Here is an 11,990-nt window from a genome sequence, read left to right on the forward strand (position 1 = left end):
AGCCATCCCGAAGCGCGAAACCCATCCGCAGACGGCTGGTGGCGACAGCGCCGGGGACCGCGGACGCGCACGCCGACGCCGACGCCGACGCCGACGCGGACGCGGACGCGATCACGAGGCGTCCTCGAAGCGCTGGCGGGCGGTGCCGAGGCCGTCGATGGACAGCTCGACGACGTCGCCGTCGCGCAGGTAGGGGTTGCCATCGATACCGAGGGCGACACCGGCGGGCGTGCCCGTGTTGATGAGGTCGCCCGGCTGCAGCACCATGAACTGGCTGAGGTACCAGACGACGTGGTGGACGTCGAACACCTGGTCGGCGGTCGTGCCGTTCTGCCGCTGAACGCCGTTGACACTGAGCCGGAGGCCGAGGGCCTGCACGTCGGCGATCTCGTCCGGCGTCGCGACCCACGGGCCGAGGGGGTTGAAGGTCTCGCAGCTCTTGCCCTTGTCCCACTGGCCGCCGCGTTCGAGCTGGAACTCGCGCTCGCTGACGTCGTGGGAGAGCACGTAGCCGCCGATGACGGCGGCGGCGTCTTCCGGCGAGGGGAGGTAGCGGGCCTCGCGGGCGATGACGATGCCGAGCTCCACTTCCCAGTCGGTCTTGACGGAGGTGCGTGGGATGCGCACGGTGTCGAAGGGGCCGATGATCGTCGACGGGTCCTTCATGAAGATGACGGGTTCCTCTGGGATGGCGGCGCCGGTCTCTGCGGCGTGGTCGCGGTAGTTGAGGCCGATGCAGACGATCTTCCCGGGGCGCGCGATGGGGGCCGCGAGGTCGAGGCCCTCGAGCCCGCGGCCGACGGTGCCGAGGGCGGCCGCTTCGAGTTCGCCGAGCTCGTCGTCGGAGCGCGCGAGGAGCGCGCCGTCGATCCGGTCGACACCGGCGAGGTCGTAGACGTGGTCGCCGTCGACGATGCCTGGCACGACTCGGTTGCCGTCACGGCGCTGAACGAATCTCACTTGGGGTCCTCCTGGTGGTCGGTGGTGAAGCTTCTCGGGTCGATGAGCCTGTGGTCGGCGAGGTCTCGCCAGAGTTCGTCCGGCACGGCAACGGATGCGCGTCTGAGGTTGTCGTGCACCTGGGCCGCGTTCCGCATGCCGAGCGCGATGCCGGCGACGGCGGGGTGCTGCAGAGGGAACGCGAGTGCCGCATCCGGGAGCGTGACGCCGTGCCGTTCGCAGAGCTCGGCGATGCGGTGCACCCGCTCGAGCACCTCCGGCGGGGCTGGCAGGTAGTTGTAGACGGCGTCCGGCCCCGGGCGTGGGGTCGAGAGGAGTCCCGAGTTGTAGACGCCGACCGCGATGACGGAGGCGCCGGAGCGCCTGGCGGGTTCGAGGACGGCGTCGAGGCCCGGCTGCTCGAGGAGGGTGTAACGGCCGGCGAGCATGGCGACGTCGATGAGGCGCTCGTCGAAGAGCTCGCCGAGCTGGTGGGTCTCGTTGGTGCCGACGCCGATGGCGCCGACGACACCTTCGTCGCGCAGCTCGCGGAGCGTCACGAGGGCTTCGCGGGCGGCGCCTTCGCTGAACGCGTCGGGGTCGTGCACGAAGACGATGTCGACGCGGTCGGTGCCGAGCCGTTCGAGGCTGCCCTCGAGGCTACGGAGCACGCCGTCTCGGCTGAAGTCCCACTGACGCTTGAGGTCGTCTGGCACGACGAAGTCGTCGTCGACGCCCGTCGGGTTCGGGTTGGACACCAGCAGGCGTCCGACCTTCGTCGAGATGACGAGCTCGTCGCGCGGGTAGGCGGCGAGGGCCGCGCCGAGCCGCCGCTCCGAGAGCCCGAGCCCGTAGTGCGGCGCTGTGTCGAAGAACCGGATGCCTTCCTCCCACGCCGCGGCGACTGCTCCTGCCGCTTCCTCGTCACCCGTCTCGCGGTAGAGGTTGCCGAGGGAGGCGGCGCCGAAGCCGATGCGGCTCACGCGCACGTCCGTCTGGCCGAGGCGTCGCCGTTCGATACCTCCGCCGTACGCTCGCGTCTCGAAGGGGGCGGATGCGGTTTCCAGAGGTCCGACCCCGGCCCCAGCAGGGCCGTCGGCCGCGCTCACGACGCCACCCCGCTCATCCCGTAGACGCGCTCGGCGGTGCCGGCGTCGATCTGCCGCTGTTCGTCGGCGCTGAGGGCGGCCGTGGCGGATCGATACGCGTCGATCCAGGCTCGGTAGCCGCCACGCGTGAGCCGCACGAGCGGCCAGTCTGAGCCGAACATGAGGCGGGACGGGCCGAACAGCTCGAGCGCGGGATCGATCGCGCGCTCGAGCGCCTCCTGCGACCAGTCGCCCCAGTCGTCCTCGATCGTGAGGCCGGAGACCTTGGCGGCGACGTTCGGCAGCGCGGCGAGCTGCCGCAGGCCCGCGTTCCAGGCGTCGAGCTCCCCCGTCGACAGGGGCGGCTTGCCGAGGTGGTCGAGCACGAAGCTCGTGCCAGGCACGCGCGCGGCGAGCCGGGCCGCCTGCTCGAGCTGCCACGGCCGGATCACGAGGTCGAATGCGAGCGACCGCGTGCCCAGCTCGGCGAGACCGTCGGCGACGTCGTCGCGCGAGAGCCAGCGCTCGTCCTCGTCGATGTGCACGGGATGCCGGATGCCGACCAGCTTCGACGAGCCCGCGTGCCCGCTGAGCGCATCCAGCTGAATGCGCACGCCCACAGCACCGCCCCGAAGGTCGACCCAGCCCACGACTCCGGCGAGCTCCGAGGTGCGCTGAGCCTCGTCGAAGAGGTAGTCGTTCTCGATGAGGGTGCGGTCGGACTGCACGACCACGGCGCGCGAGATGCCCGCCTCGCGCAGCTGCTCCGACAGATGGTCGCCCGAGAAGTCCCGGTCGATGGCCGACATCGAGCCAGGGTCGATCCAGGTCTGCGGCACGAGCGAGCGGTCCCAGAGGTGCACATGCGTGTCGACGGGGATGCGCGCCGCGAGCTCGCGGCCTCCGCCGCCGAGACCCGCATCCACTGCGGAGAGCGTCTCGCCGTTCATCCCTTCGTGCCGCCCGCGGTCATCCCGGAGACGAGGAAGCGCTGCGAGAACAGGAAGATGATGACGATCGGCGCAACCGAGAGCAGCGTCGCGAGGGCCAGCGTCGGCAGCTCGATGACGATGCTCGTGGCCGTCGTGGGGTTGAACTGGGGCACGTTCGAGAGCAGGTTGGCGAGGCCGACCTGCACTGGCACGTTCTTGCCGCCGACCATGAGGAACGGCAGGAAGTAGTTGTTCCAGTTGCCCGTGAAGCTGAAGAACCCGACCAGGGCGATGACGGGCGCCGCGAGGGGCATCGCGACCTGCGCGAAGACCCGCAGCTCGCTCGCGCCGTCGATGCGCGCCGCATCCAGCAGGTCGCGCGAGACGGCCGTCGAGAAGTAGATGTAGGTCAGGTACACGCCGAAGGGGAAGAACGAGAAGGGCAGGATCACGGCGAGCGGCGACCCGATGAGCTTCACCGCGCTCAGCTCGAGGAAGATCGGCAGCACCAGGGCCGTGTTGGGGATGAGCATGACGATGAGCGTCACGAGCAGCAGCGCCTTGCGTCCAGGGAAGTTGCCGAGCGCGAGCGCGTAGCCGGCGGGCACGCTCACGATGAGTGTGATCACGAGCGCGCCGAACGAGTACAGGGCCGAGTTGCCGATCCAGGTGAGGAAGATGCCGTTCTGGAAGCTGAAGAGCTGCTCCCAGTTCGCGGCAAGCTGCTCGAACGAGCCGAACGACATGGGGTTCTCGAGCAGCAGCGAGCGCGCATCCTTGGTGCCGGCGAGCAGCAGCCACACGATGGGCAGCAGGAAGAACACGACGAACGAGGCGATGACGGCGCCGAGCACGATGCGCATGATCCACTCGCCCGGAGTCAGCTTGCGGGCGAGTGCCTTGGTGGCCGGATGCGCCGTGTCCTGGTGCTCGACGTTCCTGGTGTGCACGGTGTCAGTCACGTTCGAACAGCTTTCCCTTGAGGATGAAGACCGTCGAGAGCGCGAGGGCGACGACGAGCAGCGTGATGGAGATGGCGGCCGATCCGGAGAAGTCGCCTTGCTTGAACGCGTAGAGGTACGCGAGCTGGTTGAGCGAGTAGTCCTCTGGCACGACGCCGCGGCTGGCCTGCGAGAGCACTCGCGGCTCGACGAAGAGCTGCGTTCCCGCGGCGAGCGACATGATGCCCATGTAGGAGATCCACTTGGTCATCATGGGCAGCTGGATGTAGAGGGCGACCTGGAGCGGGTTGGCTCCGTCGACCCTGGCGGCTTCGATGACCTCGTTGCTGATGTTGTTGAGGGCGCCGTACATGATGACGATCCAGCTGCCAGCGCCGGTCCAGAACGCGATGACCGTGAAGACGATGGGCAGGTTGTCGATGGAGACGGTGCGGATGAGCGAGTCGTAGCCCATCGCGCGCAGCAGGCCGGCGACGGGGCTGACGGTCGGGTCGAGCAGGAACAGCCAGAGCATGACGCTCGACGCCCCTGCGATGGCTCCCGGGATGTAGTAGAGGAAGCGGATGCTCACGCTCAGCCACTTGGCGCGGATCGAGTGCACGATGATCGCCAGGAACGTCACGAGGATGATGAGACTGACGAGCCAGAACACGATGTAGAGCGTGACGTGGCCGACGGCGGGCAGGAATCGGTAGTCGCCGAAGACCCGCACGAAGTTGTCGATTCCGACGAAGACGCCGTCCTTGGTGATGGACAGGAAGACCGCGTAGAGGGTCGGGATGATCCCGAAGGCGAGGAGGAGCAAGACGTAGCCGCTGATGAAGACGTAGCCGAAGCGGGTCTCGTTCGCGAGCGGGTTGGCGGCGCGCTTGCGCTTCGCCGTGCGTGGTTTCTTCGGCCCCGCCGGGTCGGCGTCGCTCAGGAGAGCGGCGCCGACCGCGGGTGCAGCCTGGGTGGAGGTCATTCGGCGGCCGTGTACCCGTTCACCTGTGCTTCGTTGAGCACTTCGGTCTGCCAGTCCGGGAGGACCGACTCGATGGTCTTGCCGTCTGCGATCGCCGGCATGACGGTGGTCGCCCAGGCGGTCTCCGGGCTGAAGCGCGCGGATGCCCAGCCGCTCCAGATGCTGCCGCCGGCGTCGATCATCTGCTGCTCGAAGCCGTCGATGAAGTAGTTGGTCTCGGCGAGCTTGCCGAGCCATCCCTCCGCGGCGGAGGAGTAGGCGGGGTAGCCGCTCGAGAGCTCGACCTGGAACTCGGGGGCGCTCACCGCGAACTCGAGGAACGTCTTGACCGATTCGAGGTTCTGCGTGTGGCTCGAGGCGTACCAGATGCCGCCGCCGACATTGCCGGTGGCGATCTCCTCACCCTCCCAGGCGAGGGGAGCTGCGACGCCGAGCTGACCTTCCGGGACCTGGAGGGTGCTCTGGAAGACCGCGCCCGTGTACCAGACCGGCCCGGGCATGACGACGACCTTGTCGGCGTACTTGGACGTGAACTCGGCGCTGAAGACGCTGTCCTGCACGATCGTGCCGTTGGCGATCATCTTGTCGAGGATCTTGGTGATCTCGACGGAGTTCGCGGCCTCCATGTCGGCGACGAAGGTGTCGCCTTCGGTCTGGAAGACGGGTGACTGCGTGCCCTGGTAGTAGACGTAGGGCATGAAGGCGTCGCCGACGCTGCCGAGGATGTAGCCGGGGTGCTCTGCCGCGAGCTTGTCGCCGAGCTCTCCGTATTCCTCCCACGTGGTGGGCACCTCGTAGCCGAACTGGTCGAGGAGCGGCTGGTTGTAGTAGGTGACGACCTGCGCGAGGTCGTTGCGGAGCCCGTAGACGGTGTCATCGATCGTGGAGGGGTCGAGGGCGCCTGCGGAGAAGCCGTCGAGGAACTCCTGGTCGAAGAAGCCCTGGTTGAGGGGAGCCGCGAAGCCCTGCCCGCCGCCCGGCGCGGGCTGCGAGGCCCACGAGGCGTCGTTCTGCTGGGTGGAGAACACCACGTCGGGCCACCCCTCGCCGGCCTGGTCCATGAGGGCGATGCGGGTCTGGAAGGTGCCGCTGCCGCCGGCGTTGCCGTCGTAGACCTCGTACTCGATCGGGACGTCGGGGTTGGCTTCCTTGAAGGCGGCGATGGCCGGCTCGCGGGCCGCGTCGACCCAGACCATGATGGGGCTGTCGGCGACCTGCTCTGCAGTCGCGAAGCCGTACTCGCTGTTGACTTCGCCGCCGGCTCCCCCGGAGCATCCGGCGAGCAGGAGAGCTGAGGCAGCAGCTGCCGCGATGGTGGCGATGCGCCTGCTGCGGCGCTTCTGGGACGAATCTTGCAACATTGTGCGTCCTTTTCTGGTCGACGTCGTTGACGACTGCTGCCCGCAGGTCGGGGCTGATGCGATTACATCATACGTCTGACGTTAGGGCAAGGGATCCTGGTAGCGCTGCCAAGAATTAGTACTATGTATCACCTATGAGAGATTCGACCAGGAGAGCAACGATGCTGTCAGCACATTACGTCGGCCAGAAGACCATCGAGATCCGCACGAGCACGAACGTGCCACCCGGTGAAGGAGAAGTGCAGATCGCCGTGGCCTACGTCGGGATCTGCGGCACCGACCTCCACATTCTGCACGGCGCGATGGACCAGCGCATCACCCACAGCGGCATCATCGGCCACGAGATGAGCGGCACGATCGCCGCCGTCGGCCCCGGCGTCGACGGCTGGGCCGACGGCGATGCCGTGACCGTCATGCCGCTCGCCTGGGATGGCACATGCCCAGCCTGCCTCGCAGGCAACAGCCACATCTGCCAGAACCTCGACTTCATCGGCATCGACTCGACGGGCGCGCTGCAGGAGTACTGGAACGTGCCGGCATCCACCCTCGTCAGACTGCCCGACGGCATGTCGCTCGAGCACGCTGCGCTCGTCGAGCCCGTCGCAGTCGCCGCCCACGACGTCCGGCGCTCTGGCCTCACGGCGGGCGACAAGGCCCTCATCATCGGCGGAGGCCCCATCGGGGTGCTCATCGCCACCGTCGCACGCGAGGCGGGAGCGGAGGTGCGGCTCTTCGAACTCGACGCCCACCGTCGGGCCGCCGCGGAGGAGCTCGGCATCGAGGTCGCGGACCCCACCTCCCCCGACGCCGCCGACGCCATCGAAGCCTGGACCGGCGGGGCGGGCGCCGATGTGGTCTTCGAGGTCTCCGGATCGGCAGCGGCAGTGCTGACCGCGACGAGCTTCGTGAAGGTGCGGGGCAGGCTCGTGATCGTCGCCATCCACCCGCAGCCGCGCCCCATCGACCTGCACCGCGTGTTCTGGCGCGAGCTCACGATCGTCGGGGCGCGAGTCTACGAGCGCGAGGACTTCGAGCAGGCCGCGTCGCTGCTCGCACGCGGCATCATCCCCGCCGACGCGCTCATCACCGAGACGGTGCCCCTGGGCGAGACGGCGCACGCCTTCGCGACGCTCGAGAGCGGCCGGGCCATGAAGGTGCTCGTCGACGTTCGCGCCCCTTCGCGCTAACGCCCCGGCGGCCCCACGTGCGCCGGAGGCCCCGGACCAGCGGCAGGATGATCGGCTGGCCGAGCAGGATCCCGAGGAGCACGAGCCCCATCCCGACGGCCTGCTGCCCCTCGAGCGTCTCGCCCGCCAGGAGCGTGCCGAGCACGACCCCCGTCACAGGGTTGAGGAGGCCGATGAGCCCCGTCGTACCCGCCGGCAGGTTCTTGAGCCCGCCGAACCAGGCGAGGTAGGCGAGTGCCGTCGAGAAGAGTCCGACGTACGCGAGCGCGGCCATCGCTGGTCCGTCGTAGCCGGGCATGGGCCCTTCGGCAAGGAGAGCGACGGGCAGCAGCACGAGGCCGCCACCCACCAGTTGCCAGGCCGTCAGCGGCAGGAGGCTGACATCGCTCCCCCACCGCTTGACGAGCACGAAGCCGAATGAGGCGAGCGCCATGGCCGCGACGGATGCGAGCACGCCCCGCCAGTCGATGGCGGTCGACCCGGCCGCGAGCATGAGCACGACCCCGAGGAGCCCCACCGCGGCGCCGGCGACGGGGAGCGCTCGCAGCCGCTCGCCGAGCATGGATGCGGCGAACAGCATCATCACGATGGGCGAGACCGCCATGATCATCGAGGCGATGCTCGACGGCAGCAGCTGCGAGGCGACGTAGACGAGCGCGAAGAACGCGCTCATGTTGATCGTGCCGAGCACCAGCGCGCGCCACCACCACGCCCCTTTCGGCAGCTTCCTGCCGACGAGCAGGAGCACCAGCCCCGCTGGGAGCGCCCGGAGCACGGCGCCCCAGAGCGGCGAGTCGGCGGGCAGGAACGCCCCGATCACGGTGTAGTTGCTCCCCCAGGCGATCGGTGCGATCGCGGTGATGAGCATCCAGCGCCATTTAGCTTCCATGGAAGACACTCTAGCTTCCACGGAAGGTATGCTGGCAACATGCGAGCACCCGACGACCGCGTCACCCAGATCCTGACCGAGTGGGAGCGCGAGCGCCCCGACCTCGACGCCTCCCCCATGGGCGTCATCGGCCGCATCCACCGCATCGGCATCCACCTCACGGAAGAGCTCACACGCGTCTACCGCGAGTACGGACTCGGCGAAGGCGACTTCGACGTGCTCGCGACCCTGCGACGAGCCGGCGCCCCTTTCGAGCGCACCCCGAGCGAGCTCGCCGCGTCGACCATGGTCACGACGGGCGCCATGACGAAGCGCGTCGACCGGCTCGAAGGCGCGGGTCTCGTCACGAGAAGGGTGAGCGATGCGGATGGCCGGGGCCGGGTCGTGCAGCTCACCGAGCGCGGGCTCGAGCTCATCGACGCGGCCTACACACGACACCTCGAGAACGAGGAGCGGCTCCTCGTTGACGTGAGCGCCGACGACCGGGCCACCCTCGCCCGCATCCTCGGCACCTGGCTCGCCGAGGTCGAGAACCGCGACGCAGCCGGAGCACGCCGCCCCGGCGGCTGACCCCCCTCACCGCCGCCACGCAGCGACGGCCGGGGCGCGACCTACACTGACGACATGCTCGATCCGCACCGCCCGGACCGCCACCCCCTCGACGACGAGGGCGTCGACGGCATCGCCGAACGCCTCGCCCGGATGATCCGCGTGCGCACCGTCGAAGCCGCCGACGACAGCGCAGCCGCCCCCCTCGCCCCGTTCGCGGAGTTCCTCGCGCTCCTGCAAGAGCTCTACCCGCTCGCGAACGACCAGCTCGAGCGCGAGCTCGTGACGGAGCGGGGCGTGCTCTACCGCTGGCCGGGCAGCGCGAGCCCCGGCGGCGGCGGCAGCAGCAGTGATGACGGCAGCGAAGCTACGGCGTCCGGCCCGCTTGTCCTCATGGCGCACTTCGACGTCGTCCCCGCCTTCGAATCCGAGGGATGGACGCATCCGCCGTTCGACGGCGTCATCGCCGACGGCTCCGTCTGGGGCCGCGGAACGCTCGACGACAAGGGGCCGCTCTGCGTCATCCTGGAAGCCGTCGAGACGCTGCTCGCAGAGGGCCACACGCCCCCGCGCGACGTGTACCTGTGGTTCGGCGGCGACGAGGAGACGCACTCCAGCGCCGCCACCGCGGCCGCCGCGCTCTTCCGCGAGCGCCGCCTGACACCGTGGCTCGTGCTCGACGAGGGCGGCGCCGTGGTCGATGCTCCCCTCCCGTTCATCGACGTGCCAGCCGCCATGATCGGGGTCGGCGAGAAGGGTTCGGTCAACGTCATCCTCGAGGCGAGCGGCGACGCGGGGCACGCCTCAGCACCCTCCGGGCTGACGCCGACGGCGCGCATCGCCAGGGCGGTGTCGCGTGTCGAGCGACGCCCCTTCCCCGCCCGCCTGAACCCGGTGGCCCGTGAGATGTTCGCGACGTTCACGCCGCACGCACAGCGCTCCGGCAAGGTCATCCTCGAGACGCTCACCAGGGCACCCCAGCTCGCAGCGCACGCGCTCGCCCGCCTCGGCGGTGACGCCGCCGCGCTCGTCCGGACGACCATCGCGACGACGCGCCTCAGCGGCGGCACCGCCGACAACGTGCTCCCCGCGAGCGCCAGCGCCACCCTCAACTGCCGCATCGCGCCCGGCGAGAGCGTCGCCAGCACCGTGCGGCACGTGCGACGCGCCATCAGGGACCGGGAGGTGCGCATCCGCATCACCGACCCGAACGAGCCAACCACGATCGCGCCGACCGACAACCCGCAGTTCCGTCTCCTGCAGCGCGCAGCGCGAGCCGCCTACCCGGAGGCCATCGCAGCCCCGTACATCACGCTCGCCGCGACCGACGCGAAGCACTTCCAGCGCTTCGCGCCCGCCACCTACCGCTTCGCGCCGCTCGCCATGGACGCCGCGCAGCGGGCCGCCATCCACGGGGTCGACGAGAGCGTCTCGATCGCGAGCCTCCACGCCGGCGTGAGGTTCCACACGACGCTGCTGCGCTCCCTCTGACATCCCGACACCGAGAGCCCCCTCGAGGAAAGGCACGACCGTGCACCGTCTCCGCTCCACCGGCTTCGCTTCCATCGCCGGCATTGTCTGGTTTCTGGCCTTCGTGGAGTTCACGAGCGGGATCCTGCAGGGCTACTACACCCCGCTGCTCACCGACATCGCGCGCCACCTCGGCATCCACGACGCTGACGTCAACTGGCTCGAGGGCGCGCAGCTCATGCTGTCGGCGCTCGTCGTGCCGGTGCTCGCGAAGCTCGGCGACATGATCGGCCAACGCAAGGTGCTGCTCGTCTCGACCGCGGTGACGGCACTCGCCTCGTTCGGACTGGTCTTCGCGCAGGAGTTCTGGATGTTCCTCGTCGCCTGGGCGCTGCAGGGCTTCTACGTCATCTGGCTGCCCATCGAGATCGCGCTCATCTGGTCTCGGACTCGCGAGCGCCCCAACTCCGCCAGACTCACCCGAACCTCCGCCGGCGTGCTCGTCGCCGCCCTGCAGCTCGGCGCCATCGCGGGCGCGCTCAGCGCCGGAGCGCTCGCCGAGTCACTACCGGTGCAGGTGCTCCTCCTGATCCCGGCGATCGCCGTCGCCCTCTGCTTCTTCGTGATCCTCTTCGGCGTCAAGGAATCACCCAACCCGGTCGGCGGCAAGCTCGACTACCCGGGCCTGCTGCTCCTCAGCTTCGCCCTCCTCTCGTTCACGGGCGGCCTCAGCCTGCTCCGCGTCACCGGCCCCGGTGACCTCTCCTCGTGGCTCGTCGTCCTGCTCGGCCTCGCCGGGCTCGCGCTCTTCGCGCGCGTCGAGCTCGGACGCCCAGACCCCCTCATCGACGTGCGCCTGTTCCGGTCGTCGGCGCTCTGGCCCGTGTTCCTCACGGCGGGGCTCTTCGGCGTGAGCGTGCTCGGCGCGCAGGCACCCCTCTCGACGTTCGCGCGCACCGACCCGAGCGTGTACGGGTACGGGCTCGGCGCATCCGCCGGCCAGACGTCGATCCTCATCGGCTCCTACGTGCTGTCGATGGTCGCGGGAGCGCTGCTCTACTCGCAGGTCACGAAGTTGCTGGCACCCCGCGTCGCACTCATCGGCGCGAGCGGCCTCGTCGCGACGGGCTACCTCCTGTTCCTGCCGTTCCACGACGGCTACCTGCAGGCCGTCACCAACATGGTCATCGCCGGCATCGGCTCGGGGGCGCTCGTCGCCGCGCTGCCCTCGGCCGCGGCGGCTGCCGCACCCGTGACGCAGACGGGCGTCGCGACGGGCCTCACCAACTCGGTGAAGACGCTGGGCGGTGCGATGGCGTCGTGCGTGTTCGGCATCGCCCTGCTCGGCACGCTGGCGGATGCGCCCTCCGCCGAGGGAACGGCCGGGTCGCTTGCCGGGTACTTCACCGTGTGGACGGTGTGCGGGCTCACGGCCGTCGCCGCCGCGATCGCCCTCTGCTTCGTGCCGAAAGCCGCGTTCCAGGACGCGCCGGAGCGCGCCGACCGGCCTCCCGTCATCGTGTAGCGCCCCGCGCCCCGCATGCCGCGCGCGGCTCGCGCCCCGCATGCCGCGCGCGGCTCGCGCCCCGCCCGCGGCGCCCCCACGCCCGCGCGCACCCACGCCCGCGCCGCGCACGCACCCCCTGCAC

At 69.7% G+C, this 11,990-nt stretch carries 11 protein-coding genes; 4 read left to right on the forward strand and 7 right to left on the reverse strand.

Annotated elements, in window-relative coordinates:
• Nucleotides 1–111 precede the first annotated feature (111 nt).
• Genes C5E10_RS18415 through C5E10_RS18440 form a run of 6 tightly spaced genes read right to left on the reverse strand, consistent with a single transcriptional unit; the run spans nt 112 to nt 6,246 of the window.
• Nucleotides 112–960: a fumarylacetoacetate hydrolase family protein gene (locus C5E10_RS18415; protein ID WP_104332892.1), complete on the reverse strand. Its 849-nt coding sequence runs from the start codon at nt 958–960 to the stop codon at nt 112–114.
• On the reverse strand, nt 957–2,048 hold the full coding sequence (locus tag C5E10_RS18420; RefSeq protein WP_258071219.1) for an aldo/keto reductase: 1,092 nt from the start codon (nt 2,046–2,048) through the stop codon (nt 957–959). Before C5E10_RS18420 ends, C5E10_RS18415 begins: the two co-directional genes overlap by 4 nt.
• Complete coding sequence (locus C5E10_RS18425; RefSeq protein ID WP_104332893.1) at nt 2,045–2,977, reverse strand: amidohydrolase; 933 nt, start codon at nt 2,975–2,977, stop codon at nt 2,045–2,047. Before C5E10_RS18425 ends, C5E10_RS18420 begins: the two co-directional genes overlap by 4 nt.
• Nucleotides 2,974–3,921 (reverse strand): carbohydrate ABC transporter permease, encoded by a 948-nt coding sequence (locus C5E10_RS18430; protein ID WP_258071220.1) that lies wholly within the window; start codon nt 3,919–3,921, stop codon nt 2,974–2,976. The genes C5E10_RS18425 and C5E10_RS18430 overlap by 4 nt, the downstream gene beginning before the upstream one ends.
• Nucleotides 3,914–4,885, reverse strand: coding sequence for a carbohydrate ABC transporter permease (locus tag C5E10_RS18435; RefSeq protein ID WP_258071221.1), 972 nt, complete (start codon nt 4,883–4,885; stop codon nt 3,914–3,916). The genes C5E10_RS18430 and C5E10_RS18435 overlap by 8 nt, the downstream gene beginning before the upstream one ends.
• The gene (locus C5E10_RS18440; RefSeq protein WP_104332894.1) at nt 4,882–6,246 is read right to left on the reverse strand and encodes an ABC transporter substrate-binding protein; all 1,365 of its coding nucleotides are present in this window, start codon (nt 6,244–6,246) and stop codon (nt 4,882–4,884) included. The genes C5E10_RS18435 and C5E10_RS18440 overlap by 4 nt, the downstream gene beginning before the upstream one ends.
• 161 nt (nt 6,247–6,407) lie before the next feature.
• Here C5E10_RS18440 and C5E10_RS18445 point away from each other — a divergent pair, with 161 nt between their 5' ends.
• Complete coding sequence (locus C5E10_RS18445) at nt 6,408–7,433, forward strand: zinc-binding dehydrogenase (RefSeq protein WP_104332895.1); 1,026 nt, start codon at nt 6,408–6,410, stop codon at nt 7,431–7,433.
• Here the strand turns inward: C5E10_RS18445 and C5E10_RS18450 are convergent.
• Nucleotides 7,330–8,322 (reverse strand): DMT family transporter, encoded by a 993-nt coding sequence (locus C5E10_RS18450; RefSeq protein WP_104332896.1) that lies wholly within the window; start codon nt 8,320–8,322, stop codon nt 7,330–7,332. The genes C5E10_RS18445 and C5E10_RS18450 overlap by 104 nt on opposite strands.
• A 39-nt stretch (nt 8,323–8,361) precedes the next feature.
• On the opposite strand from C5E10_RS18450, the gene C5E10_RS18455 reads away from it, so the two are divergent.
• From C5E10_RS18455 to C5E10_RS18465, 3 genes are read left to right on the forward strand one after another with little or no spacing between them, the layout of a single operon-like run.
• Nucleotides 8,362–8,892 (forward strand): MarR family winged helix-turn-helix transcriptional regulator, encoded by a 531-nt coding sequence (locus C5E10_RS18455; RefSeq protein ID WP_104332897.1) that lies wholly within the window; start codon nt 8,362–8,364, stop codon nt 8,890–8,892.
• Between the two features lie 54 nt (nt 8,893–8,946).
• Nucleotides 8,947–10,362 (forward strand): M20/M25/M40 family metallo-hydrolase, encoded by a 1,416-nt coding sequence (locus C5E10_RS18460; protein ID WP_104332898.1) that lies wholly within the window; start codon nt 8,947–8,949, stop codon nt 10,360–10,362.
• 40 nt (nt 10,363–10,402) lie between these two features.
• Nucleotides 10,403–11,866: an MFS transporter gene (locus C5E10_RS18465; RefSeq protein ID WP_104332899.1), complete on the forward strand. Its 1,464-nt coding sequence runs from the start codon at nt 10,403–10,405 to the stop codon at nt 11,864–11,866.
• Nucleotides 11,867–11,990: the final 124 nt, after the last annotated feature.

Origin of the sequence: Pseudoclavibacter sp. RFBG4 (assembly GCF_002931515.1) — a bacterium.
Classification (GTDB): domain Bacteria; phylum Actinomycetota; class Actinomycetes; order Actinomycetales; family Microbacteriaceae; genus Pseudoclavibacter.

What these genes read in the sequence shown, in the direction of transcription:
- C5E10_RS18440 (WP_104332894.1), bottom strand. Translation starts at nt 6,246, where the DNA reads ATGTTGCAAGATTCGTCCCAGAAGCGCCGCAGCAGGCGCATCGCCACC.
- C5E10_RS18425 (WP_104332893.1), bottom strand. Translation starts at nt 2,977, where the DNA reads ATGAACGGCGAGACGCTCTCCGCAGTGGATGCGGGTCTCGGCGGCGGA.
- C5E10_RS18450 (WP_104332896.1), bottom strand. Translation starts at nt 8,322, where the DNA reads ATGGAAGCTAAATGGCGCTGGATGCTCATCACCGCGATCGCACCGATC.
- C5E10_RS18455 (WP_104332897.1), top strand. Translation starts at nt 8,362, where the DNA reads ATGCGAGCACCCGACGACCGCGTCACCCAGATCCTGACCGAGTGGGAG.
- C5E10_RS18460 (WP_104332898.1), top strand. Translation starts at nt 8,947, where the DNA reads ATGCTCGATCCGCACCGCCCGGACCGCCACCCCCTCGACGACGAGGGC.
- C5E10_RS18435 (WP_258071221.1), bottom strand. Translation starts at nt 4,885, where the DNA reads ATGACCTCCACCCAGGCTGCACCCGCGGTCGGCGCCGCTCTCCTGAGC.
- C5E10_RS18445 (WP_104332895.1), top strand. Translation starts at nt 6,408, where the DNA reads ATGCTGTCAGCACATTACGTCGGCCAGAAGACCATCGAGATCCGCACG.